The following is a 25,628-nucleotide window of genomic DNA, read 5'->3' as shown; positions in this document are numbered from 1 at the left end:
TGTACCTGTTGGCCTCAAACCTAGCAGTAGTACCGAGCAACAAAGGTGTAAATGAAGTTACTTAGATGAGTCGTTTGCGCGAGCTAACCCTAGCGCATCCTGCAATAAACTCATATTTTTATTATCTTGCTGCATGGCAGCTTTTTTTAATGCTTTGGTCGGCGCATGTATTAACGAGTTCGTTAACTTATTCGCTAACTCTTTGATAACTTGCTCCGCTTCTTTACCGTCTGCTAACTGATTTAACGCTTTGGCAACTAGCGTGTCTCGCTGACTTTCACTTTGTTGGCGAAAATCGCGCAATACATCGATAGATGATTGCCCTTGGCGCCATTGCAAGTATTGCTGTGCTTGTTCTTCAATCATCTGCTCGGCTTGCAAAGCAGCATGCTGGCGCGACTCAATGTTCTTTTCAACGATTTGCTGTAAATCATCCACGGTATATAGGTAGGCATCATCGAGCTCACCCACTTCGACTTCTATATCCCTAGGTACGGCTAAATCCACTAGGAACATGGGCTTGTGGCGTCTGTCTTTTAACGCGCGCTCAACTAAGCCTTTGCCGAGTATAGGTAACTGACTCGCCGTAGAGCTGATCACAATATCTGCGTCTTTTAAATGCGCTGGAATTTGAGTCAAGGTTAGGGTCGTTGCCCCTAACGGCTGAGCAATGGCTTCGGCGCGAGCCAGTGTTCTGTTGGCTACACTGAGTTTTTTAACCCCTTGCTCATGCATATGCTTAGCAACCAGCTCTATGGTTTCACCCGCACCGATAAGCAACACATTGCTTTTCTTTAATGAAGAGAATATATGTTTGGCTAATTGTACCGAGGCATAAGCCACTGATACAGCATTAGATCCAATTTCAGTTTCGCTGCGCACCCGCTTGGCCACTGAAAAAGTCTGTTGGAACAAGCGTTCAAAATCACTTTTAATCACACCAGAGTCTTTAGCACTGACGAAGGCCTGCTTGACCTGCCCTAAAATTTGCGGCTCACCTAATATTAATGAGTCTAAACCGCAGGCTACACGCATAATGTGTTTTATGGCGTCTTCTTGATGATATATGTAACTATTAAGGCCTAGTTCGTCCGCTTTAGCTTGATGGAATTCAGCTAGCCATGTTGTGAGGGCGTCTGCGGTTAGATTTTCCGCCTGCGCGTATATCTCTGTCCGATTGCAGGTAGAGACAATCACAGATTCATCAGCACCTGTTAAGTGTGCTAAAGATTTCAAGGCTTCGACCATAGCGTCCGGCGAGAAAGCAACTTTTTCTCGCAATTCTACTGGCGCAGTTTTATGGTTTATCCCAAAGGCAATTAAGGTCATGCGGAATACAGCTTTTTCATTAAACGGTGTTAAGGCCAGATCAGGGCGGCATTGTACGCAAAAGGTAAAACTATTGAAAGCACCCTGCTATGTATGTTCCTATAGCCTCCTTTCATTTTCTAAGTATGGTGCCTGTGAGCGTGCGTTTAACAATACATTTCGCATTACTTATTCTTATTACGATTTTACTCAGCGCGTGTGCTGCGCCTCCCCCAACAAATATTCAGGTTAATAGTCAAGAACACCAAGCTAAGTTAAGCCAAATACAGCACTGGAAATTAAAGGGTCGTATGGCCTTTAAAGGTAGCGATGAAAAGTTCAGTGCGAATGTAAATTGGCAACAAATTGACGATAGCTACCATCTTTCTCTTAATACCATGTTGGGCATTAATATACTGACGATGCAGGGAGACAAAGAGTCGGCTGAGTTAAATACAGACGATGAGCAGTATCAAGATACGGATGCCAGCCATTTAATATGGCGAATTACTGGGTGGCAAATCCCAGTGTCGCAATTTCCTTTTTGGATCAAAGGCCAAGCTCAGCCCTCTGATAAAGTCATTTATGCGCAAAGTGGCGTAATCGAGCAGTTAATCCCTGTTTGTGACAGCTGTGCGGGTTGGCTGATCAGTTATCAAGACTATCACCAAGTGGATAATGTCTGGCTGCCCCACAATATAAAGCTCAATAATTCCGCTCTTGGGAACCAAATTTTAATCAGAGTAAATCAATGGACCAAACAATAGATTGGTGGCCAAGCCCCGCCAAATTGAACCTGTTTTTGCACATTAATGGCCGTTACCCCAACGGCTATCATCAATTGCAAAGTCTATTTCAGCTATTGGATAAAGGTGATGAATTGGCATTTAATGTCACGCCCCATGCTGATATTACATTGCTCACGCCGATAGACGGGGTAGCGAATGAAGATAATCTTATCGTTAAAGCGGCACGTTTATTACAAGCACATACGGGCTGCCCCCAAGGCTGCGACATCCAATTACGTAAAGTGTTGCCCATGGGTGGTGGGATTGGTGGAGGATCGTCTAATGCAGCTACCACATTAATTGCCCTTAACTATTTATGGAAATGTAACCTAAGCCTGACAAAATTGGCAGAATTAGGCTTAGCGTTAGGTGCAGATGTGCCGGTTTTTGTCATGGGAAATACCGCATTTGCTCAGGGTGTTGGTGAGCAACTGTCGCCTGTAAGTATTGTGCAAAAGCACTACCTCGTTGTGTTTCCTGAATGTCACGTGTCTACCGCCGAGATATTTAACGCGCCTGATTTGCCCAGAAACACTCCACTTATTTCTTGGCAAGAGTATGATTTTGACCAAACGCATAATGACTGCCAGCAATTAGTCTGTAATCGCTTTGAGAATGTTGCAAATACATTACGCTGGTTGTTAGAATACGCGCCGTCTCGAATGACAGGCACAGGTGCTTGTTTATTTGCGGTCTTTACCGGTAACCAAGAAGCAGAAAACGTACTTGCTAATTTACCATCAGGTTGCTCAGGTTTTGTCGCCAAAGGAGTCGATGTGTCTCCCGTGCACGACAAATTAGCGCACCTAGGTAGCATTAGCTAGCGCAAGTAAAACGCGTCATTACGCGGCGAAAGGTTATATTAATACAGAGTATTTTTGGGATATCGCCAAGTGGTAAGGCAACGGGTTTTGATCCCGTCATTCGTTGGTTCGAATCCAGCTATCCCAGCCATTTTCACTTTTACGCACTGAGGAATTTAACGTGCCAGACATGAAGCTTTTCGCTGGAAACGCAGTACCTGAACTTGCACAGAAAGTAGCCGACAGGCTGTATACCAAACTTGGCCACGCCAGTGTTGGGCGCTTTAGCGATGGGGAGATCAGCGTAGAAGTACATGAAAATGTGCGCGGCTCAGACGTCTTTATTATCCAATCTACTTGCGCACCTACCAATGACAACTTAATGGAATTGATTGTCATGATCGATGCATTTCGTCGTGCTTCGGCAGGCCGTATTACCGCAGTTATTCCTTACTTTGGTTATGCTCGTCAAGACCGTCGTGTACGTTCTGCCCGTGTACCTATTACTGCCAAAGTCGTTGCCGATTTCTTGTCAAACGTCGGGGTTGACCGCGTATTGACCATCGACTTACACGCTGAGCAAATTCAAGGCTTCTTTGATGTACCTGTTGATAACGCCTTCGGTACACCGATTTTGTTAGATGATATGCGTCGTCGTAACATTGAAAATCCGGTGGTTGTGTCTCCAGATATTGGCGGTGTTGTGCGTGCTCGTGCGGTAGCAAAACTGCTAAACGATACCGACCTTGCCATTATCGATAAACGACGCCCTAAAGCGAACGTTGCTCAGGTTATGCACATCATAGGTGATGTACAAGATCGTGACTGCATCATAGTCGATGACATGATTGATACTGGTGGCACCTTAGCCAAAGCGGCAGAAGCATTGAAAGCCCATGGTGCTAAGAATGTTTTCGCTTATGCAACCCACGCTATTTTCTCGGGTAACGCGGCGCAAAATCTGCGTGACTCTGTTATTGATGAAATCATCATCACTGACAGCATTCCCCTTAGCCCGGAAATTAAAGCCCTTGATAAAGTGAAACAATTGACCTTATCAAATATGCTTGCTGAGGCCATTCGCCGTGTGAGCAACGAAGAATCAATCTCGGCGATGTTTGAATACTAATTTCTGCTGAGTACGAATCTATTGAGCCGCTTTCATAGCGGCTTTTTTGTGTCTATTTTTTGGTTTTATGTGGCTATTATCCGCTTAGCTTTAGCATATTGTCCTTATGTGGTACATAACTTGCGCTACAAGATTATCTTCACCTGATTGTGGAATATCAATGCAAGAAGTTTGGCAGCTTATCCCTTACCCTTGGCTGGTTGTTGGCGGGTTAGTGGCTATCAGTGTTATCGCCATGTATCTGATAAAACGCTTTGTATTGGTGCAATTGCAAAGAATAAAGCGCACTGAAGGCCGACATGTTACTAGCGTGCTGCTTAACTCTTTGAGTAAACCGCTGAATATATTTATTCTTGTGCTCAATCTTTACCTCTTGCAATACCTGCTACTTAAATACGAATTGATATCCGATCAGTTTTACAAACAAGTAGATGTAACGGCGCAAATAGGCATTATCATCGCGCTGTTGGTTTTTGCTGAACGTTTTTGCAATCAATTATTGGTCAGTTACGCCGACACCTCAGAAGCGCTTCGCAATAGTCAGAGTATTATTCGAGGCACCGGTAAAATACTCATTATCGGGATTGGCAGTTTAGTCATTTTAGGCACCCTAGGAATTTCAATTACGCCCATTGTGGCATCTTTGGGTATTACTTCTCTTGCCGTGGCGCTCGCCCTACAACCCACATTAGAAAACTTTTTTTCTGGCGTACAACTGGTTATTGATAAGCCCATACGGGTCGGCGATTTTGTAGAGCTGGATTCAGGCGAGCAAGGCTTTGTCGAAAAAATTGGCTGGCGCTCTACGTGGATTAAGATGCTTCCCAACAATATTGTGGTGATGCCCAACAGCATGCTGTCCCAGTCAAAGGTGATCAATTATTACTACCCTGAAAAAGAGTTGTCTGTACCGGTCGATGTGGGGGTGCATTACGATTCAGACTTAGAGCACGTAGAGCGAGTGACCTTAGAGGTCGCGAGGGAAATATTGCATTCTCACAAATGGGGGATAGATGATTACGATACGTTTGTGGTTTTTCATACCTTCGATAGCTCAAGTATCAATTTTACCGTCATGCTGCGGGCTGAAGAATATTTTAACCGCTTCTTTATTAAATCAGCTTTTATAAAAGCGTTACATAAACGTTTTCGTCAAGAAGGTATCGTAATCCCCTACCCTATTCGCGCGATCAATACACAGCAAGAGCAGTCCCAGGAGTTAAATACCCCTCCCTAATACATATTGTAACCTTCTCCCCTCTCTTGCTGTTTTGGCTACAGAACGAATGGGTGGCTAGCTGGCCTACTTTAGATAGGCAAACAACGGAGATCTTTCTTGTTAACTCACTATGTCAGTGGTAACATTCGCCGCCCTTTTTATAGGGCTGCAAATTATCTTGTTTTGATAACGGGTTAATTTAGCGAACATAGTAGATTTTGGTCGCAGAAATCTACACTTAATTACTTACTTATTGGAGTTATCTCATGTCTGAAGGAATTTTCACTCTAGACGCAGAAGTCCGTACTGATTTAGGGAAAGGTGCGAGCCGCCGCCTACGTCACGAAGACAAAGTACCAGCTGTATTATACGGCCTAGGTAAAGAAGCCGTTTCTTTAACTTTGTCACATAACAAAGTTTTCCAAGCGCAAGAATTCGAAGCTTTTTACTCTCACGTTCTTACCTTGAATGTTGACGGTAAAAAAGTTGAAGCCGTTATTAAAGACATGCAACGTCACCCGTTCAAGCCTCGTGTAACTCACTTGGACTTTTTACGTGTTGATGCGAAGCAAGCTCTTCAAACAAACGTGCCTTTACACTTCGTAAACGAAGAAAAAGCAGAATCTATTAAAACTCATGGTGGCCACGCTGAGCACCACATGGTTGACGTAGAAATTAGCTGTTTGCCAGCTGACTTGCCTGAGTTCATCGAAGTTGACGTGACTAACGTTGAACTTGGTCAGACTCTTCACTTGTCAGACATCGTTCTTCCTGAAGGCGTAACGTCTGTTGAACTTGCTAAGGGCGAAGATCACGATCTAGCTGTTGTAACCGTTAAAACTGCTAAAGGCCCAAGTGTAGAATCTGAAGAAGATGATGCCGAAGGTGAAGAAGCTGCTGCGGAATAAGTTGTTTGTCTAACATACAACTCATTGTAGGCCTGGGTAATCCAGGCCTCGAATACAAATACACCCGCCACAATGCCGGTACTTGGTTAGTTGAAAACCTCGCCCGGATGCACAATTGTACGCTGAGTTTACAAAGTAAGTTTTTTGGTTATACCGGTCGTGTGACGATAGGTGGCCAAGATATACGTTTGCTCATTCCCACCACTTATATGAATAAAAGTGGCCAAGCGGTTGCGGCATTAGCCGGATTTTATCGCATTCCCCCTGAATCTATTTTAGTGGCCTATGATGAACTCGATTTGCCCCCTGGCATCGCCAAATTTAAATTAGGCGGCAGTTCAAGCCAAAATGGTATTCGCGATATTGTATCAAGCTTGGGAAATAACAAAGATTTTTATCGTTTGCGTGTGGGCATTGGCCACCCTGGCCATAAAGGCAAGGTATCAGGCTATGTGTTAGGCAAAGCCCCTGCGAAAGAACAAGAACAAATGGATGCCGCAATAGATGAAGGCGTCCGTTGTATCGAAATACTAATCAAAGATGATATGAAGAAAGCCATGAACCGGCTGCATTCATTCAAAGCAGAATAAGCACATCAGTTGATACTGATAATAAAGATAAAGAGGATCTAAAAATGGGTTTTAAATGCGGCATAGTGGGATTACCGAACGTTGGTAAGTCAACGCTTTTCAATGCTTTGACCAAAGCCGGTATCGAAGCCGCTAACTTTCCGTTTTGCACGATTGAGCCGAACACGGGCGTAGTGCCTGTTCCCGATCCTCGTTTAGACAAGCTAGCTGCTATCGTTAACCCAAAACGTATATTGCCTACCACGATGGAGTTTGTAGATATCGCGGGATTGGTTGAAGGTGCATCCAAAGGCGAAGGCCTAGGCAACAAATTCTTAGCTAACATCCGTGAAACCGATGCGATCGGTCATGTCGTTCGTTGTTTTGATAACGACAACATTGTTCATGTTGCGGGTAAAATTAACCCTCAAGACGATATCGATATTATCAACACTGAGTTGGCGCTAGCGGATTTAGAAACCACAGAAAAAGCCCTTTTACGCGTGGCTAAACGCGCCAAAGGTGGTGATGCCGATGCCAAGTTTGAACTTAAAGTACTTGAGAAAATTAAGCCGCATTTAGATGAAGGCGAGTTGTTACGTTCAGTTGAACTTGAAAAAGAAGAATTAAAAGCGATTGGCTACATGAACTTCTTAACGCTAAAGCCAACCATGTACATTGCCAACGTGAACGAAGATGGTTTTGAAAACAACCCATATCTAGATAAAGTACGCAGTATTGCTGAAGGCGAAAACGCCGTGGTTGTTGCTGTTTGCGCGGAAATGGAAGCAGAGATTGGTGAGTTAGAAGACGACGAGCGTGCTGAGTTCATGGCGGAAATGGGCCTGGAAGAACCAGGGCTAAATCGTGTTATTCGCAGTGGTTACAGCCTTCTTAACTTGAACACCTACTTCACTGCTGGTGTACAAGAAGTGCGCGCTTGGACTTTCCCAATCGGTTCTACCGCGCCGCAAACGGCTGGTATCATTCATACTGATTTTGAGAAGGGTTTTATTCGCGCCGAAGTCATTGGTTACGACAACTTTGTTGAATTCAATGGTGAGCAAGGTGCCAAAGACGCAGGTAAATGGCGTTTAGAAGGTAAAGAGTACATTGTTAAAGACGGCGATGTTATTCACTTCCGCTTCAACGTATAGTTGTTTTTAAGATACGCTACCCGCTACCGTATCCCCCCGCTTTTTGAAAAAACAGAGCTTTTTAGCTCTGTTTTTTTATGCGTAGAATTTGGTCATTTAAGTTTTCGCTAAGCGTTTAATTATTTATTGGGGTTGGTATTAAATATTGGCTATACCCGTGTTCAGCGACTAAAGCATTAAGGAAAAAGACGCACTGTGCACTAGTATCACTTTAATTCACTATCACTTTACCTCGCGCATTGCACTTTAGTCGTGTGTTGCTCTGCTAAATTGGGGTCTATTTAGTTAAGTCACTTAAACTCAAGGTAATTTCATCATGCGCTTTTGGCCTTTCATGCTGCTTTGTTGCTTGTTCAATATTACAGTCCCTAATGCCAAAACGAGTGAGACCCTAAACATTGGCTTGTTAGTGGCCAGCAAGGGCCAGCGAGCGGCATACCATCAATTAGCAGAAGCATTTGAACAGCAGCATCAAGATCTACGGATTGTGTTTACGGTGCAAAACGACAAGCAGTACAAAGCATCAATAGAGAAGTGGTTAACCCAAAAAAATGGCTTTGATGTCGTATACTGGCAAGCGGGAGAGCGTATGGAGCAGTTTGCCTCCCAAGGCTTATTAGAGCCGTTAAACGATTTGTGGCAGAAGAATAACTGGCTCACGCATTTTCCTCAAAGGATAACGAGAACAGTGCAACAAGGAGACAGTTTATATGCAGTACCTTTCGCTTTTTATCAATGGAGTATCTATTACAAAAAATCACTCTTCTCTCGCATGGCGCTAACGCCGCCTAAAACCTGGAACGAATTTCTGGTTGTTTGTGCAACGTTAAAATCAAATGGCATTACGCCCATTGTGGTCGGCGGAAAACAAAACTGGCCTGTAGCGGCATGGTTCGACTATCTGAACTTACGTATCAACGGCCTCGCCTTTCATCAACAATTAATGGCTGGGAAAATAAACTACACCGAGCCAAGGGTAAAATCGGTTTTTAGCGCTTTAAAGCAACTTATCGATTTAGGCTATCTTTTATCGGGTAGCCAAGCAAAAAATTGGCAAGATGCTATGCCTTATGTATATAGAGATCTGGCAGGTATGACGTTATTGGGTAGTTTTGTGGAGCAACAATTTGTTGAGCAATTTCGTGACGATATTGGTTTTTTCCGTTTTCCACAAATAGACAGCAAAATTCCGTTATTCGAAGAAACGCCAATTGAGGTGTTTATGATCCCAAAAAATGCGCAAAACAAACCGGCTGCGCAATTGTTTCTGTCCTTTATTGGGCGCTCGGATATCCAGGAAAGTCTCAGTAAAAATTTGGGCTATCTGTCCCCGCATCTGCAAGCAACGCGAACCAACAATTACCATTCAAACCAAGAGCCGTATATCTTCGCTGATAACCACGAGATTACCCAATTCTATGATCGTGACACCACAAAAAGTATGTCAGTCGATGGCATGCAACTCATGTCAGAGTTTCTTAATAATCCAGATGTTTCCCTGATCACGCACAAACTAGAACAAGTCCGCTTAAGGGCCTTCCCACAATCCAATATAAAATAGCGTTGTTAGCTTTTGTAGTGTATTTTTGTCGCGGTCTGTGAACCATTTTGGTAGTGACGAATGTTGGTGGCGCTAAGGTGGCAACATCAAGCATTCTATTCCGCATTTAGGCTCCTAATGCTTACCAACAGTGAATTTCCTAAACGCATATCACACACTATTAGCTAAGAATTAACTAAAAATAGAAACCGAATGAAACCTATCTTTGATATACAGCCATCTATTGGCACCACACAAATCCCTTTGAATGCCCCCAGAGAGCAAGTACTAAAAACGTTAAATCAGCCTTTCAAATCCATCGACAAGTATCCTGAGCGCGAACTAGCAACAGATGCTTTTTACCGTAATGATCTGCATGTATCTTACGAAGGTGATCCAGCGGCAGTTGAATCAATTGAACTTGCGTATAGTGAACTATACGAAATCACCTTATTAGGCGAACCTATTCTGAGCCTACCGGTGAAAAGTGCACTAGCTAAGGTCGAAGCACTTACGGGGTGCACGCCAGTGACACATGATGACGGTTACACCTATGAAATTCCTGAGTTTGGATTATGGCTGTGGCGTGAATCAAACGATAACTTTGATGAAAACGGTTTTTACTTTTTTACTATTGGCATTAAAGCCGTCCGCTAATATCGCTCAACAGGCTAAGGAAGTTGAGCTAACATAGGTGTTGATGAGCCTGTGGAGCTTACTTGCAGCCTAGCGGATAAAGGTCAAACCGTTAGCAATTCCTTGTGGAGCCCCAATGTTTCGGTGTTTAACCGTAAATGCGTTTGAATTCTCGACTGAACTGAGATGAACTTACGTAACACACTTCCATAGCAGCTTCGCTGACATTCGTTCCAGCTGCAATCCTCATTGCTGCGTTGTTTGATACCAATTCAGATAAATAATTGCGATCTGAGCATTCGTTCAGCGAATTTTGAATTAGCCGTCTGTGTACTGCCCTGTTGCTGCCATTCAAATACCGTGAACACAACAAGCCCCGCAGTTAAATTCCCTCTGGGCAAGTTTCAAAATGAATTACTCTGTATTTCGTTAACTTGAAAGAGCACCACAAGTTCTTTGTATGTTAACCATTAATTCTGACATCACCTTTGTATTTAATGCGATGTATGTGCCTTCAATCAGCCGAGACAATTGAGACCGATGAAAATTTTGTTCAGTTTCCTCAAAAAGATCGGATTAATACAAAAAATGGTTTGGTTTTAGCGGCTCAACTTCTAGTAAAACAAATCTATTTAACCTGAGGAATTACAAAAACGGGCTTATTTTGTTAATTTTTTACTCACAATTAGATTAAATTCACACCAGCTGTTTATTATGCGAGCAAACAAACATTTTGCCTTAAAAAAACGGTTGACGACTAAAAGCCTAATCAGCATAATACGCGCCTCTTCTGAGAGGGAGAGAAGGAATGGCTACATAGCTCAGTTGGTTAGAGCACATCACTCATAATGATGGGGTCGCAGGTTCGAATCCCGCTGTAGCCACCATTTCCTGTTTTACTCTATTTCGCATAGAGAAGCAGGAAAGAAAATGTGCGGGAGTGGTGGAATTGGTAGACACGCTGGATTTAGGTTCCAGTGCTTCACGGCGTGAGAGTTCGAGTCTCTCCTTCCGCACCATGTTTGGGATATCGCCAAGTGGTAAGGCAACGGGTTTTGATCCCGTCATTCGTTGGTTCGAATCCAGCTATCCCAGCCATTTTCAATAAATAGATTGTTGATATCTGTTTTATTGGGATATCGCCAAGTGGTAAGGCAACGGGTTTTGATCCCGTCATTCGTTGGTTCGAATCCAGCTATCCCAGCCATATTTAGTGATGAATATCACCAGTATATGCTTAAAAAGCCAGACATTAGTCTGGCTTTTTTCGTTATGGCGCTAAATTTTCTATAATTACGCTTTTCCACCCTTTTTCCTTCCCTTTTTACTCCCCTTTTCCCGTTTGAACCTAGACACACCCAGCTTTACGCGGCACACTTTATTCCAATCATCATATAATTAAAAATTACGGAACGTCTTTTGATTTCTGAACTTGTCAGTTTTATCAACAATATATTATGGGGTGATGGTCAGGTATTGATTTATCTGCTTATCATTGCCGGTGTTTGGTTTACCTTCAAACTAAACTTTATTCAGTTACGTCATTTCACTCACATGTTCGGTGTCATGAAAGGCAGTAACAAAAGTGATAAAGCGGGGATCAGTTCTTTTCAAGCGCTGTGTACCAGTTTATCAGCGCGAGTAGGCACAGGTAACTTAGCCGGTGTCGCGGTAGCGATTTCGCTAGGCGGAGCTGGCGCTGTCTTTTGGATGTGGGTGATTGCTTTACTTGGTATGGCAACTGGCTTTGCTGAAAGTGTTTTAGGCCAACTCTATAAAGTACGTGATGATAACGGCGAGTATCGTGGTGGGCCCGCTTATTATATTCAGCAAGGATTAAACAAACGCTGGTTGGCAATCACCTTTGCACTCTTTTTGTTTCTTGGTTACGGCTTTATCTTCAGCGCCGTGCAAGCCAACACCATTACTGATGCGCTGAATTTCGCTTATGATATCCCTACCCTGCACTCAGGCTTAGTGATCATCGCTCTAGCGGCACTTATCGTAGTGGGCGGGCTTCGTGCAATTGCCCGATTTGCGGAGTGGGTTGTTCCTTTTATGGCAGTGGGCTACGTAGCGGTAACCTTATTCGTGACCATTATGAATATCGATATGCTTCCTGGGATGCTCATGGACATCATCAAATCAGCCTTTGGCTTGCAAGAAGCTGGTGCGGGTGCATTAGGCGCTGCCTTTAAAAATGGTGTACAGCGGGGGCTTTATTCGAACGAAGCGGGCTCAGGTAGTGTGCCTCATGCCGCCGCGAGTGCCACACCTAACCCGAATCATCCTGTTTCCCAAGGTTATGTGCAAATGCTTGGGGTGTTTATCGACACCATGATTTTGTGTACCTGTACCGCGTTTGTAATATTGCTTGCGGGTGGTTCATCAAGCGATCAGATGGAAGGTATCCGCTTAACCCAAAATGCCATGAGCAGCCATTTAGGCGGTGGCGGAACAGAGTTTGTTGCAGCCGCCATCAGCTTGTTTGCTTTTACCTCTGTGGTAGCCAACTACGCCTACGGCGAAAGTAACCTGCATATGTTTAAGCTTGATAACAAACTTGGCAGAGCGTGTTACACCACAGGTTATTTGGCGATGATTTTGTGGGGCTCTATGGCCGCGTTACCAGAGGTTTGGGCTGCTGCGGATATGGCACTGGGCTTGATGACGGTGATTAACATTATTGCTATCGTGATGCTAACCCCAACCATAGTCGCCATTAGTAAAGACTATTTTGAAAAACACAAAAATGGTAAAAACATGGAATATCGTACCGGGGATTGCGAAATTCAAGGTGAGAGCGAAAAGGGTATTTGGGACAAGAGCGAGTAAACTTACTCACTTCCAAGGCGACTTATTTGCCTAAAGTAAACTACCATTTAAAAGCCGCTGAGACGCAATATCCAGCGGCTTTTCACTATCCCATTTACTGTTCTGGCGTGTTTAGAAAACTAATTCGATGTCTCGGAAATTAGTCTAGCAACGATTAACCCTAAGGCACGTTGCTGCTTTTCATCTGTGAGCTTTCCTTGATCATCGAACGCTGTCATTCCGCCACCAATGGCCAATTGCTCAGGGATCACCATCACCTGAATATTGCCAAGTAGCATGCGGAGCGGTACTAAACCACGCAGCCCTCCAAGCGCGCCTGGGGATGTAGACGCAAGTGCGGCAACCTTGTCGCTGAAGGCTGATAACGGCCGTTCTTTCTCAACATGGGGGCGTGAGATCCAATCAATGCTGTTTTTAAGCAATGCAGAAAACGAGCTGTTGTATTCAGGTGACGCAATAAACACCCCTGAATGCTCAATAAACAGTTGTTTCAGTTTAATTGCATTTTCAGGTAACCCATCGGTGGCTTCATCGTCTCCGTCATAAATCGGCATGCGAAAGTCTCTTAAGTCGATAAATGTTGCATCCGCGCCCTGCTCTAACGCCAATTCATAAGCGACCTTAGCCAATTTTTTATTAAGTGAATCTTTACGGGCACTGCCCGCTAAAAAGAGTATTTTCGGTGCCATAATTTTCCCGTTTAGTGATCCGGTAATTGGTATAAAGTAAATCAGTTAGAGGTAAAGTGCATTATGAGTTGGATAACGACCATCACAACTAATAATGGCAATATCCAACGGCTCATTTTTGACATTTGCTCGTTGGATATTCTAAAGCTTGAACGCTCAAGCAAGGGTACAACAACTAACAGGGCGATAAACAACACGCCCAAAATAATTAAAACTGTCAATTCATGCTTCTCCTCATGCAGTCAAAAGCGATCGATGGGCTTATCAAGCTTCCTCGTTATTAACTTTCATTCGTACTGGCCTTTATATCAAGCCGGTTAACCCGCACCGTTACTGGCAATCCAGCGTTTAACATCACTTCTTACCACTGACATGGGGCGGGCACCGGGTAAAAGCAATAGGTCATGAAAACGTTTCAAATCGAATTCACTGCCCAGCTCTCGCTCAGCCATGTGGCGTAACTCAACAAACTGCAGCATGCCAAGTTTGTAACCAAGGGCTTGGCCCGGTAGCGCCATATAGCGCTCGACTTCTGCGATCACATCCGTCATCCCCGTGCCTGTGGTTTCATGGAAGTATTCAATTGCTTGTTCACGTGTCCACTTTTTACGGTGCAACCCGGTATCCACGACTAAGCGCACCGCACGATATAACTCAGCTTGTAAGCGCCCTAAATCACCAAAGGGATCTTCTTCATACATGCCCATTTCTTTGGCGACTAGCTCAGAATAAAGCGCCCAACCTTCCACATAGGCATTAAAAGGCGCGTTTTGCCTAAGTAGACCTATATCTTGCTGTGCCATGTTAAGGGCAATCTGAAAATGATGTCCAGGTACGGCTTCATGGTAGGTAAGGGTTTTTAGAGAGAAGCTGGGTACAGCTGACATGTCCCGCAGGTTAATCCAAAAAATCCCTGGACGCTCACCATCTAATGATGGCTGGGAATAATAGCCGCCGGCTTCACCTGCTTCGGTGACTTTAGGAATACGTTTAACCTCAACCTTCTGTGTCGGCAAGGCGCCATAATACATATCGGTTTTAGCCATTATTTCGGCTATTTGTCCGTTAAGATCGGTTAATAGCTGCGCACGCCCCTCGTCACTGTCTTGATACAAAAATTCAGGTTGCTCAGCCAGCAAAACCATACGCTCGCCCACTGAGCCCTCATCGTAGCCTTGGGCACGCAGGATCGTATCCATTTCAGTGCTGATCCGCGCGACTTCATCTAACCCTAATTGGTGAATATCGTCCGGTGTGATGCTTGAATCGCCTAAATACCGCACCTCGTGCAAATACATCGCATCGCCGTTAGGCTGCGCCCAAATACCGTCGCCTTGTGGTGCATGCGCTTGGGTCGCCAATAAGGTGTCTTTCACGGTTTGATAAGCAGGATAAACCACATTGGTTAATGCCTCTTGTGCTTGTTTAATCAGCGCGGTTTGTTCATCTTGGCTTAGGGAAGTTTGTTCAAGTTTCTTGGTAAACGATGTTAATAAGGCATGCTCAGGAACCGGGCTGGCTAAAAAGTTCTCAAAATACGCTAGGGTTTTTGGATAGAGCTTTGTCGGTAATTGCACACCGTTTAATTTGTCCGTTTTGTATTTTTCTAGCACACCGGCAACAAGGAAATCAAAGTGCTGTAATCGTGCGATATAATCTTGTGCTTCTTCAACATTCGACACAGGCTGTTGCACTTGCATCACTTTAGGAACATCGATTAACGGCCCTGAAAGCTGGTTAATGATATAGGGTAAATGCCCGGCCCATGTGTCTATGTAACCGCCGTGAAATTCAGAGAAACCTGCGTAATAGCGTAAAATGTCAGTCACTATTTGTTGATGTCGTTTTTCATCTTGTGAGAAACCGTTGTTATCAACTTTCGCCACTGCCATAGCTGCCGTATTCATGTCATCTTGCAGTTTGCGCATGCCCATAGCAGAGAAATCAGTAAAACGTTTATTGTACCCGGCTCCCGCTAAGGATTCTGGAACACCTATTGCGGTGGATAGTAGCGGCTCATAACGCAAAAATTGCTTAGTGTACTGCTCCACCAAGGTTTGCAGCTGCCCTTGATTACGATGAGTATTAACCATGTCCTGTGCTTGCTGTGCATTCGGCGCTTGCAAAGCGTTGGCATCTTGGTCATGGGAAGTAGAACAAGCACTCACTAACGCGCTCAGCGCGAAGGGTATCAGTAGACGTTTTATCATTATTATTCTCCTAAAATGGTGTTCAGTTTTTTTCTGATGAAAAGCAATGTGCCAGCTTAATGTAACCCCATGGCGTATTTCATGACTTGCTGTTTAATTACGCCGCCATTGTTAGCCAGTTTCAAAGCGATATTACGCGCTGCCTTGACTAACGGGTTGCGCTGTTTAAATGTGCTGTATATTGCATCCATTGCACTCATCATGAGTAAATTATCATTGCGCCTATTGGCTTCATACGCCGCGATATTTTCCGCTGTGGGTACATCCCCGTCGATGCAATTAAGTAACGCAGCCACATCTTTGAAACCAAGGTTAACGCCTTGACCAGCCAAGGGATTAATCGCATGAGCTGCATCCCCCACCAGCACAACTTGGTGCTTAACGTACTGATTCGCGTGCATTCGCATCAGAGGAAAATGGGCTGTTTTCAACACATCAAAATCCACTAACTCATCCGGAAACGCTTTTTTAATTTCCTGCTTAAGTGCAGTTTTCGATAATGCTTTTAAACGATTGATGTTGTCACTGGTGTTGTACCACACCAATGACGCAAACTGCCCATACATGGGCAAAAAAGCTACAGGTCCAGTTGGTATGAACTGTTGCCAGGTTATGTCTTGCTGGGCAGCATGGGTGATAATTTGAATAGCAAAGGCTTGCTGGCGATACTGCCACCCTTGAGTTCCAATATTCGCTGACGCTCGCACGCGAGAATGCAAACCATCAGCCCCAATTAACCATTGGCAAGTCAACTGACTCTCGTCAGCAAAATGCACTTCGGGGATCCCATGGGTGACTAGCTTGGTGATCTCACTTTGAGTAAACCAAGTCACATTTTCGCACTGGGACAACGCTGCATGCAGGCCGAGCTGTAAAATACGATTTTCAATTATGTAGCCAAGACGCTCTGCTTGAATATCAGAGCTATCAAAATCAGTGCGTGCTGATGAGTCCTCCCAAACAGACAAACGCCGATAAGTGCACGTACGCATGTTTTCAATGTGTTGCCACGCTCCTAAAGACGAGAGTAATGATTGTGAGGTGACACTGATGGCTGACACGCGCATATCAGGCTCGTCAGTCGCCTCAAACGGTTTTGGCATATTGGTTTCAATCAACGCCACAGAAAATCCCTTTTGCGCTAACCCCAATGCCGTTGCTGCGCCGACCATTCCGCCGCCCACTATACAAAAATCAAACACCTAAGCTTCTCTTATCATTGGATTTTTCCAACGAGATTATCGTGATTATTAAATAACATAATGCGTTTTTAATGACTTAGTTAGCCTACCACATTTCTGGTTTTAGCCGCTATTGAACGCGGCGCTAAATTCAGTTGTTTGCTTACAAACTTATACTTACGGATAAGATCACATAACCAAATAGTGGCTAGTTACCTGTATTTTATATACTCAGGCAAAGGTTAAATATTTACCCTCTCGGTTTAATTTGGTAAAAATCAATGAGCGGCAACTTCCAAGCACCTTATGTAACGGACACTAAAGGTAGATAGATCATGAATTATTCTGACAAACGTGTATTGATTGTGGACGACCAACGCCCCTTTCTCACACTGCTACGCGGTGTGGTTAATAACATGGGGGCGCAGTCTGTCGTGGCAGTTCAAAACGCCGATTCGGCGCTAGCTGCATGTAAAAAAGAGAAATTCGATTTTATTATTTGTGATCTGCATTTAGGTGCGGGTAAAAAGAATGGATATCAGTTTTTAGAAGAGGCTAGACAAAAAAATCTGGTCAAACCAGAAACAGTCTTTGCAGTGGTCAGCGCAGACTCTGACCGTCCGGTAGTGTTTAGCAGCGTAGAGCACCAACCTGACGACTATTTAATTAAACCCTTTTCTCAGGCCCAGTTAAATCTGCGCCTGTCAAAGGCCTACCATAAGCGTGTTGTGCTGCGCTCGGTTTATGAGGCCATGCAGAAAAATAACACGCCCGATGCCATAGCGGCCTGCCGCAAGCTGATAATGTCTGGCACTCGCTACGCTAAAACATGTTGCCGCCTATTGGCTGAGCTTTACTGGAAAGCGGGGGAATATTCTCAGGCGAAACATATGTTGACGCCGCTGTTAGCGCAAAAACCTCAGCCTTGGGTGAGCATTGCGCTGGCAAAAACAGATATGTACCTCACCAATTACGATGCCGCTATTGCTCTGGCGCACGATGTCTCCTTGCGTAATCCCATGCTTTTTGAAGCTCAAGATATTTTGGCCCAGTGCTACTTGTTGCAACATGACTACGCTAGCGCTTTAATCGCCATCGAACGGGCAATTGAGATTGCCCCTTACTCAGTGGAGCGACAACTGGCTGCCTGCAAAATCGCCCGGCAGAATCAGCATTATGAAATGGTTAAGCTGCGGAGTTTGGATGTGTGGGAGCTGTCCAAAAAATCGATTCACAGAGATATCTCTCATCTTTGCACGTATTTCCGAAGTATTTTAGATGCCGCAGAACACTGCGATGATAAACATCTGCGTAGCAGATACCAGCACGAAATGATGACGGCGATTGCCCGCTACCGTCACGACGATGCGTTAGCCAGAATTGAAGAAGATTTTGATTACAGTATTTACGAAAATATTCTCACTGCGCGGATCAACTACTTAGATGGGCGATTACTCGAAGCAAAACGTACCTTGAGCGAATGTCAGCAGCAAATTGCAGTGCGTTTTGAAAAATACCCCAGCGCGTTTGCTCCTGATTCTATAAAAGTCATGCTGGATTTAGGCGAATATGACGATGCTGAACGGTTGAGTAAAACACTGGCAAAAAGTGGTAAACAGCTAGATGAAGGTACCTTGTATGCGTTGAAGAGCAGTGTTGAGCAATCTGCCCAGCGTAGACGAAATTATCTAAATTTTAATAAACAAGGCGTAGAGCATTACAACTGCGGGCGATATCAAGAGGCCCACAATGCTTTTACTCAAGCTCAAAAAGTTGCCCCGGTTAATACAGGTGTGGCCCTGAATATTTTGCAATGCAACCTGAAGCTAATCGCGCAAATGAAGAAGCCTGAAACTCGAGCAATCAACGCCTTAAAACAGATGTATCGGCATTTGAAAAATATGGTTATGCTTGAGTCACACCAACAAAAATTTGAATCACTTAAAAGTGATCTCGGGAAATACGTAGAGGTAGCATGAAAAGAATAATACTAGTTGCCAGCACAATACTCGTTCTCGGCCTTTCAGGCTGCGCCAATAAACAGAAACCCTGTGAAGATATTCTCGAAGTAAAACGCCAAAAGCAACAATGCAATGAATGGCGAAAAACTATGAATAACAAACAATACCCGCAACAAGCCATCACGGCTAAAAAGCGCTACGAAGAAGCCTGCGTAGATTTACGCTACTACCGAGACGGTTACGACACCATCTGCAAAGGGAACGATAAAGCGATAGGCGAAAGGAAAGAACAACCCTAGGCTAAATGCTACTTATCTCCCCCACTGAGGTAAAGTGGGGGCTTGATAGCACGAACTTCAAAACTGGCTTTTCTCTACTTCTTTTAACCAGATCGGGTTCGAATAGGCTTTATGGCCTTGCATATCTTCGACCACTAAAGCGGCCCAGCCCGATACCTTAGGCAGGTTAAAGGTAATCGACGCACTATCACCACTGAGTGCCTGTTGCCTTAACACCTTACTGTTAACTCCGCCGCTAATGTCTATGCTTGCATTCTGGTTTTTAACCTCGCCTTTGGTCTTTGTTGCTGCACCAATTAGCTGTACTGATTTGAGACCGTTAACGGCAACCAAATCCACAGTGAACGATTGCGGTTGTGCTTGAGCCAGTTTAACCGTGTCACCAAACATTATATTTTGCGGGTAAATGATCGGGCCGAATGACACATAAGAGCGGCCATTCTTCATGGCTTGTGCGAAAGCCTTGGCGCTGGGTTTGCTCCCCGTGTAAACAAACATGCGATTTAAGCCGCTGGTTTGATTCCATACATCGTGGGTGTCTGACCCTGCGGTATAGTAGTAAGGTAGCCCCTTTGACCAGAGCTGATGCGCTTTTTCAATAGTGGGCTGGTTATCTACTACGGCGTTCAACTCAAATACGTCAATGCTCGGGTTAAAGCCACCTGGGGCGGTATTTTTATCTAAACTGCTCAAATATCCATAGGGAATATATGGGTGGTTTGATGCAATTATCGTCGCCCCCATGCGGCGCATATCTTTGATCAGGGTATGAATATCATCCACACCTGGATCGACCGATAACTGTGCCCCGCTATCAATCGGGAATGCATTAAAATGCCCCCACGACGGTGAAACCTCAATTGACGGAACAAAAGGCACACCTTGCTTATCTGCCAACATTTGGATTTCAGCATTGTTCTTGGTCGAATCGTGATCACTCACAAACAACACGTTTAATCCCGCAGCTAATTGCGAGCGCACCAAATACTCAGGGGAAGTCGAGCCTTCGAGTACGTTAGCATGATGGTGTAAGTCCCCTGCATACCAACCATGCTGTGTAGGATACGTGCTAATGGTGATAGCACTAGCAATATCCGTGGTTTTATTAGCTTTGACTGTGGTGTCAATTAGTACAGGCTTTGCATTAAAACCACTACCGGCAGAGATATTCAGTTGATAGTCACCCGGCGCCAGTGGAAATGTCGCTTGGCCTTTATTATCAAGTTCAGTGAAAAACGTGCGCGCACCTAAAAATTCAATCAGTGGTTGATTGCCTTTTTCAATCTTAATTTTTCCATCAAGAGGCGCTTTTGTGTTTGCATCTATTACCTGAATATCAACCTCGCCCGGCGCTAGAAGGTCGCTAAAAGACAATGTTTGAGTTTTCTTCTCAGTTATTTCAATATCATGAATTTTGCTCGCAGAATAGCCTTTACCTGTGGCATAGACTTGGTATTGCCCTACCGGTAAATCAAATTGATACTGGCCATTTTGACCTAGCCCCCACATATAAGGCACATCGTCTTTGGTCACTATAATGGCAGGTTGTGTGAGCGTGCTTCCGCTTTGGGTTTGCACTTCGCCCTTTAGCGTACCTGCTTTAACATTTTTACGCTCGATTTCAGCACGCACCACAGGGGCTAAATTGCCACTGGCCAGTACTTGGTAATCACCTGTGAACGTCACAGTTTGACCTTTTTGCAAATTATGTTGGGTGTATAAATCTCGTGATTGGTTTGCTGTTTCAGTCATGTATGGCGCGTGCAGCGCCACAGCCCAATCAGCGCCGTAACCTACAAAACGATCGGTTATAAAGTTCTCAGCCTGTCCTTTTGTATCAATTGATTTATGTTCAGGCACTGCAAACTTGTATCCCCCATCCGGCCACAAGGTAAACCCTGAACGCATATCTGGGATCGCGTCACCTTGATTGGTCATAGTGGTTTGTACATAGATGATGTCAGAGCCTGAGACCAAGCTATATGTAGTGCTTATTTCAACCTGCCCAAAATCTCGGGTAATGTTAACGATGGCTTCATCAGAGCTGTCTTTTATTACATCGAGGGTTTGATAAGTGTTGGGCCAGCTGGACCAATCATTCGGTATGAAATCTGCAAAAGCTACACGGTCAAGGCTCAGCACACCATCGGCTTCAACGTTTGCAATATCAACAATACAACCACGCGCTACACCCCAAGGCGGCGCAGAGCCCATGGCTAATGAGAACGCTAATTTGTCATTTTTAATAGTGATGTCGCTGTCGGACGTCGCGTTGCCATGGGGAATAATGGTTTTGCCTTTTATGATACTGACAGTGGCATAGCTTGAAAATGACACTGTAAGGCCTGTCAATAGGATCCCGAGACTGGCAAATAAAGAAGAGCGAGAAAAGAATTTCATGGTTATCTACCTGTAGCAGGCTTAGCGCTCTGCCTGTTCTGATTAAATAGGTTTATCACATCTGCGCGAAATAAAAATATAAACGCGTTTTATGTCAGTTTTTCCAGCGCGCGTAAAAACAAAATGACCGTTTCCGCAAGCAGTCGCACCGACAAACGCAAGTACAAGTACAAAAAAGGCCACAAACAGAGAGTCTGAATGTGGCCTCGTAAGGTCAGTAATTTTACATTACGAATCTAACGTTAAATGATGCGATACGTGGTGCACCAATCCAACCCGCATTTGGCGCAATTGAGCCAAGATACTCTTCGTCAAATACGTTGTTTACAGTAAAGCTAAGCTCTACGCTATCGATGCTGCCACCAATATCATAAGCGGTTTTACCCACATACAAATCGCTTACTACATAAGAATCTACTTCTTGAGTGTTGGCTTGGTCTAAGAAACGCTCACCTACGTATTTGGTGCTGAAACCTGCGTAAAAGTCGTTTTTAGTATAATCGAAGCTGATAACGGCCATATCTTCAGGGCTGCCGATAACGGTTTTACCACGGATATCTTGGTCATCATCAGTGTAAGTCGATTCATTCTTGGTATATGAAATATACACACCGAAGTTCTCATTAATCTTATAATCGATTGATGCTTCGATACCGTCAGATTCAATACCGCCGTCATTCAGAAAGCCACCAGCAGCAGATTCTAAGAAGTCGATACCATTAACGTCTTCGTTACTGATGAAGGTGATACGGTTTTCAAACTTGATGTTGTAATAGGTCAAACTGGCGTTAAAGCCAGGTGTTGAATAACGTAAACCAAAATCAATGTTATCAGCCGTTTCAGGCTCAACTGTGCTCACATCAGCGTCATCACGCTCTAGTACTGCATCTTTTACCGCTGCAAAGTTCTCAGCATAACCACCGAATACTTCTAGGCCATTTAACGGTAATGGCGCAACAAAACCGGCTGAAATAAGTACGTCTGAGTCAGATGACACATCTAAATCGTTCTCTGGTACAAACTGATCATCTTTGGAAACGTCAACATTGAACTGCTTTGCACCTAAGCGGAATTTTGCAAAACCAGCATCAAGTTCGTCTTCAATGTAATACATCAAGGTTTCAACTGGGAATTCACGGTCATATTGCACCCAATAAGGGGTGTTGTCGTAACGCGCGCTTGTCGCTGCATCGATCGTTTTATGCCAATCGCGATACTCGTCACGTTGGTAATCTTCGTACCAGAAACCACCGCGTAATACGTTGTCCATATCAGAAATACTGGTATGCCACGTAAAGTCACCGTTTACCCCAATACGCTTTTTATCATAATGGGTGTGACGGTTTGAGCTTACTGGAATCGCGCCTTGCTCGTAACAACCCGGGTCAATTTCTGCACCGCCACCGCCATATGGGAAGCCGATTGAGCTTTCACAGCCAGCGATTGGCGATAACGTTTCGCCAGCGCGATTAGTAAAATAAATCAAACCCTGTGATGCGCCGCCATAGGCAGTAGTGGACGAATCAAGCTCAGAATTTGGATTACCTACGCCGTCATCCGTTACATCAGCAATGTAATATGGGATCCACTTCCCTGCACCTTCGTTTTCGTGGTAGTAAACGTTGGTACTAAAATCAACTTCACCCACGGCGAAGTCTGCTTTTAGATAGGTAAAGAAGTTCTCACGCTCTGTCACCCAACCTTCACGGAACACTTGGTCTTGGTATGGCACGCCAGACCAATCTTCAGTCAGGCCATCCCATTCTGAGTTTTGTGCATACTGAGCTAAACCGTAAACGCGTTGATAGGTATACTCTTCTGCATCGTCGTAACTAACATAAGCGGTTAAATCCACTTCACCAATGGTGCTGATAATTTTACCTTCAGCGTGATCGCGTTTGTTGGTGATTGAACCGTCCATGTAGTCATCGTTTTGCTGACTTGATAGGGACATCCACGCAAATGTGTCTTGAGCTATTTCGCCGGTATCGTAACGTACATAGAATTTTCTAGCGTTGTGTTCAGCAAGGGTTGTGCTAACCGTTAGCGTTTCATCTAGAGCCGGTAGAATGGTGGTAAAATCCATTGTACCGCCCAGCGCCTCGTTTGAACGCGAGCTGATGTCAGCAGTACCTTGGGATACTTCTACACCACGCAAATTTTCGGTATCAATATAACGGCTGGCTTTAGTACCACCGCCATAATTAGAGTTACCATTTGATATGCCATCAACCGTCATACCGATTTGCTGAGATTCTAGGTTCAACTGAAAACCACGAATTGAGATACTGGTAGACCATTCATCAGAGCCAAACGGGTCCCCCTCAGTCACCAATACGCCTGGCAAGTTATCAACTAAGGCCAATACGCTTGTCATAGGAGTTTGCTGCTTTTTCATTTCTTCAGAAGCGGCACTGTTGGCGTAAGACACATTGCGGCCCGTTACAACGATAGACTCAACGTCTTCTCGTTGTTTTTTAGCGTTAGCTGCTGTGTCTGCTTCTTGAGCAAAGGCTGTCAACGACGTCATCGACATGGCTGAAAGCACAGACAAAGCGATAAGGCTTTGCTTCTTTGGCACATAAGTATTCATAAAAAGTCCTGTTTTGTGTGTGATGTTTTTATTGTGTGTATTAATGGTAAATTCCTTAGTTAGTAATTCGTGACTTCTAATGTTTCAAACTTCTAATCTGCTGAATCTATTTTGCTAAAATCAATCTCGTTATCTTTTGGTGAGCTATCGATATTCTTAACTGTTTTGGGCTTGCTATAAGCGATGAAAATCGCACAGCTAAAGAACAAACCAATCACGAGCGCCCCAACCCATTGAATTTGTAAAAACTCTAATTTAAACAGCAAGGTCAACAACGATAGCGTGACTACATTTAGTGCGATGTAGCCAAATTTTCCCAAGCGCTTAACGGTGAGGTTTAAGTTATCGGTGTACAAACGGATCAGCGAATCAAGTGAATTGATCACGAATACAACGCCCACAAAAGCCATGGCAAAATTCTTCAGACCTGCAGTGGGAATGCCTGCTTCGTGATATTGGTAGATAACGCTAAACCACACCGCGATGGGAATGGACGGGAATATCAACATAGCCCCCAGCACTTGATAGGTTTTTAATCCACCTACAAAACGCGAGGTAAACTGTCCGATCATGATGCTCCATGCGAACCACCAAAATAAGTAAAATTCGTGGTATTTGTTCAGGGGCAATACAAAATCTTCTAGGTTACCGAAGTAACTACCGATCATTTCCAGGTTATGAGTAAACGCAGCTATTTGGCTGTCGCTGCCTAAAAATGCGCCGGCCCACATAAGAGCAATTAAGGCAATAAATAACCAAGTGGTGGAAATACTCAGTAAACGCACATATTTGATGTCAGTACTGGAGTACACAGCAAAACAAATAGCGGCAAAAACAATGAAATAGAAGGTAGGGATAATCGATTCGCCATCACCAATCGCCGGTAAGTACCAAGGCAAATTAGATAACAACAAAAACGCGGTGAATGCACAGGTGCCAATGATCACCACATTGTTAATCAGTTTGACCACGGGGATTTCAAAAAACTTAACTTTGGGCTCAACAACGCAGAAGTAAAAACAGGTAACGAAGTAAAATCCCCAAATCAGAAAGCCCCAATAACCAAACTCAATCGCCATTGGGTTGGTAAAGGCGTATTCGGGGTTGGCCTTGAGGTTTGCATAACCGCCAAACTCAGTCAGCGGGAACATGATCAAGCCAACGTCTAGGCCTGAGGTAAATAGAATAGCAATAAAGGTGAAAAGTCTGACCGGTGTAACACCGACACAAACGACATTTCCCCACTTGAGCAAAATAACCACAATGGCCAATAGGGTGAAAATGATCCCAGCATTAAGCCATAAGGTCATTTGTGCCTCCCCAAAATAAGCGATAAAACTTCATCTTTCTTCCTGTTACTTTTGACTCGCATTACCCAGCAAAAATTCTACTTTTGCTGGGCT

Annotated in this window: 21 protein-coding genes and 5 tRNA genes; 17 read left to right on the top strand and 9 right to left on the bottom strand. The window is 44.3% G+C overall.

Annotated elements, in window-relative coordinates:
- Positions 1-57 precede the first annotated feature (57 nt).
- Positions 58-1,329 (bottom strand): glutamyl-tRNA reductase, encoded by a 1,272-nt coding sequence (hemA, locus tag GMES_RS00200; RefSeq protein ID WP_006990505.1) that lies wholly within the window; start codon positions 1,327-1,329, stop codon positions 58-60.
- Positions 1,330-1,469: 140 nt separating this feature from the next.
- Here hemA and lolB point away from each other — a divergent pair, with 140 nt between their 5' ends.
- The 10 genes from lolB (at position 1,470) to GMES_RS00150 (ending at position 10,078) form a co-directional block, all read left to right on the top strand.
- Entirely contained in the window at positions 1,470-2,075 is a 606-nt protein-coding gene (gene lolB, locus GMES_RS00195; RefSeq protein ID WP_006990504.1) for a lipoprotein insertase outer membrane protein LolB, read from the top strand.
- Complete coding sequence (ispE, locus tag GMES_RS00190; protein WP_006990503.1) at positions 2,060-2,920, top strand: 4-(cytidine 5'-diphospho)-2-C-methyl-D-erythritol kinase; 861 nt, start codon at positions 2,060-2,062, stop codon at positions 2,918-2,920. Before lolB ends, ispE begins: the two co-directional genes overlap by 16 nt.
- 55 nt (positions 2,921-2,975) lie before the next feature.
- Positions 2,976-3,050 (top strand) — tRNA-Gln (locus GMES_RS00185).
- A gap of 30 nt (positions 3,051-3,080) precedes the next feature.
- Positions 3,081-4,028 (top strand): ribose-phosphate pyrophosphokinase, encoded by a 948-nt coding sequence (locus tag GMES_RS00180; protein WP_006990502.1) that lies wholly within the window; start codon positions 3,081-3,083, stop codon positions 4,026-4,028.
- A gap of 160 nt (positions 4,029-4,188) precedes the next feature.
- Complete coding sequence (locus GMES_RS00175; RefSeq protein WP_006990500.1) at positions 4,189-5,265, top strand: mechanosensitive ion channel family protein; 1,077 nt, start codon at positions 4,189-4,191, stop codon at positions 5,263-5,265.
- 248 nt (positions 5,266-5,513) lie between these two features.
- Positions 5,514-6,155: a 50S ribosomal protein L25/general stress protein Ctc gene (locus tag GMES_RS00170; protein WP_006990499.1), complete on the top strand. Its 642-nt coding sequence runs from the start codon at positions 5,514-5,516 to the stop codon at positions 6,153-6,155.
- A 5-nt stretch (positions 6,156-6,160) separates the two neighbouring features.
- Positions 6,161-6,745 (top strand): aminoacyl-tRNA hydrolase, encoded by a 585-nt coding sequence (gene pth, locus GMES_RS00165; RefSeq protein WP_006990498.1) that lies wholly within the window; start codon positions 6,161-6,163, stop codon positions 6,743-6,745.
- A gap of 44 nt (positions 6,746-6,789) precedes the next feature.
- The gene (gene ychF / locus GMES_RS00160; RefSeq protein ID WP_006990497.1) at positions 6,790-7,881 is read left to right on the top strand and encodes a redox-regulated ATPase YchF; all 1,092 of its coding nucleotides are present in this window, start codon (positions 6,790-6,792) and stop codon (positions 7,879-7,881) included.
- Positions 7,882-8,197: 316 nt separating this feature from the next.
- Entirely contained in the window at positions 8,198-9,442 is a 1,245-nt protein-coding gene (locus GMES_RS00155) for an ABC transporter substrate-binding protein (RefSeq protein WP_006990496.1), read from the top strand.
- 192 nt (positions 9,443-9,634) lie between these two features.
- Entirely contained in the window at positions 9,635-10,078 is a 444-nt protein-coding gene (locus tag GMES_RS00150) for a hypothetical protein (protein ID WP_006990495.1), read from the top strand.
- Positions 10,079-10,205: 127 nt separating this feature from the next.
- Here the strand turns inward: GMES_RS00150 and GMES_RS22400 are convergent, their stop codons facing one another.
- Entirely contained in the window at positions 10,206-10,307 is a 102-nt protein-coding gene (locus GMES_RS22400; protein WP_226990229.1) for an AraC family transcriptional regulator, read from the bottom strand.
- A gap of 560 nt (positions 10,308-10,867) precedes the next feature.
- Here GMES_RS22400 and GMES_RS00145 point away from each other — a divergent pair.
- From GMES_RS00145 to GMES_RS00125, 5 genes are all read left to right on the top strand, one after another.
- Positions 10,868-10,944: transfer RNA gene (locus GMES_RS00145), tRNA-Met, on the top strand.
- 47 nt (positions 10,945-10,991) lie between these two features.
- Positions 10,992-11,076, top strand: a tRNA-Leu gene (locus tag GMES_RS00140).
- A 4-nt stretch (positions 11,077-11,080) separates the two neighbouring features.
- Positions 11,081-11,155, top strand: a tRNA-Gln gene (locus GMES_RS00135).
- Positions 11,156-11,189: 34 nt separating this feature from the next.
- A tRNA-Gln gene (locus GMES_RS00130) sits at positions 11,190-11,264 on the top strand.
- A gap of 212 nt (positions 11,265-11,476) precedes the next feature.
- Complete coding sequence (locus GMES_RS00125; protein ID WP_006990490.1) at positions 11,477-12,892, top strand: alanine/glycine:cation symporter family protein; 1,416 nt, start codon at positions 11,477-11,479, stop codon at positions 12,890-12,892.
- 119 nt (positions 12,893-13,011) lie between these two features.
- Here GMES_RS00125 and GMES_RS00120 read toward each other — a convergent pair whose 3' ends face one another.
- The 4 genes from GMES_RS00120 to GMES_RS00105 all read right to left on the bottom strand — a co-directional run bounded on the left by GMES_RS00120 (position 13,012) and on the right by GMES_RS00105 (position 16,993).
- Positions 13,012-13,581, bottom strand: a complete 570-nt coding sequence (locus tag GMES_RS00120) for an NADPH-dependent FMN reductase (protein WP_006990489.1) — start codon at positions 13,579-13,581, stop codon at positions 13,012-13,014.
- A gap of 41 nt (positions 13,582-13,622) precedes the next feature.
- Complete coding sequence (locus tag GMES_RS00115; protein WP_006990488.1) at positions 13,623-13,802, bottom strand: hypothetical protein; 180 nt, start codon at positions 13,800-13,802, stop codon at positions 13,623-13,625.
- Between the two features lie 96 nt (positions 13,803-13,898).
- A complete protein-coding gene (locus tag GMES_RS00110; protein ID WP_006990487.1) occupies positions 13,899-15,791 on the bottom strand; it encodes a DUF885 domain-containing protein in 1,893 nt (630 codons plus the stop codon).
- Between the two features lie 56 nt (positions 15,792-15,847).
- Positions 15,848-16,993, bottom strand: coding sequence for an FAD-dependent oxidoreductase (locus tag GMES_RS00105; protein WP_006990486.1), 1,146 nt, complete (start codon positions 16,991-16,993; stop codon positions 15,848-15,850).
- A 314-nt stretch (positions 16,994-17,307) separates the two neighbouring features.
- Here GMES_RS00105 and GMES_RS00100 point away from each other — a divergent pair, with 314 nt between their 5' ends.
- Both GMES_RS00100 and GMES_RS00095 read left to right on the top strand, forming a co-directional pair.
- Complete coding sequence (locus GMES_RS00100; protein ID WP_006990485.1) at positions 17,308-18,951, top strand: response regulator; 1,644 nt, start codon at positions 17,308-17,310, stop codon at positions 18,949-18,951.
- Positions 18,948-19,232, top strand: a complete 285-nt coding sequence (locus tag GMES_RS00095) for a hypothetical protein (protein ID WP_039986131.1) — start codon at positions 18,948-18,950, stop codon at positions 19,230-19,232. The genes GMES_RS00100 and GMES_RS00095 overlap by 4 nt, the downstream gene beginning before the upstream one ends.
- Before the next feature lie 57 nt (positions 19,233-19,289).
- Here GMES_RS00095 and GMES_RS00090 read toward each other — a convergent pair whose 3' ends face one another.
- The 3 genes from GMES_RS00090 to GMES_RS00080 all read right to left on the bottom strand — a co-directional run bounded on the left by GMES_RS00090 (position 19,290) and on the right by GMES_RS00080 (position 25,535).
- The gene (locus tag GMES_RS00090) at positions 19,290-21,632 is read right to left on the bottom strand and encodes a CehA/McbA family metallohydrolase (protein WP_006990483.1); all 2,343 of its coding nucleotides are present in this window, start codon (positions 21,630-21,632) and stop codon (positions 19,290-19,292) included.
- Between the two features lie 223 nt (positions 21,633-21,855).
- Positions 21,856-24,225, bottom strand: coding sequence for a TonB-dependent receptor domain-containing protein (locus GMES_RS00085; protein ID WP_006990482.1), 2,370 nt, complete (start codon positions 24,223-24,225; stop codon positions 21,856-21,858).
- A 92-nt stretch (positions 24,226-24,317) separates the two neighbouring features.
- A complete protein-coding gene (locus tag GMES_RS00080; protein ID WP_006990481.1) occupies positions 24,318-25,535 on the bottom strand; it encodes a BCCT family transporter in 1,218 nt (405 codons plus the stop codon).
- Positions 25,536-25,628: the final 93 nt, after the last annotated feature.

Source organism: Paraglaciecola mesophila KMM 241, assembly GCF_000315015.1.
GTDB classification, from domain to species: Bacteria; Pseudomonadota; Gammaproteobacteria; order Enterobacterales; family Alteromonadaceae; genus Paraglaciecola; species Paraglaciecola mesophila.
Note: the sequence above shows the minus strand (reverse complement) of the source record. Positions and strands in the feature narration are given on the sequence as shown.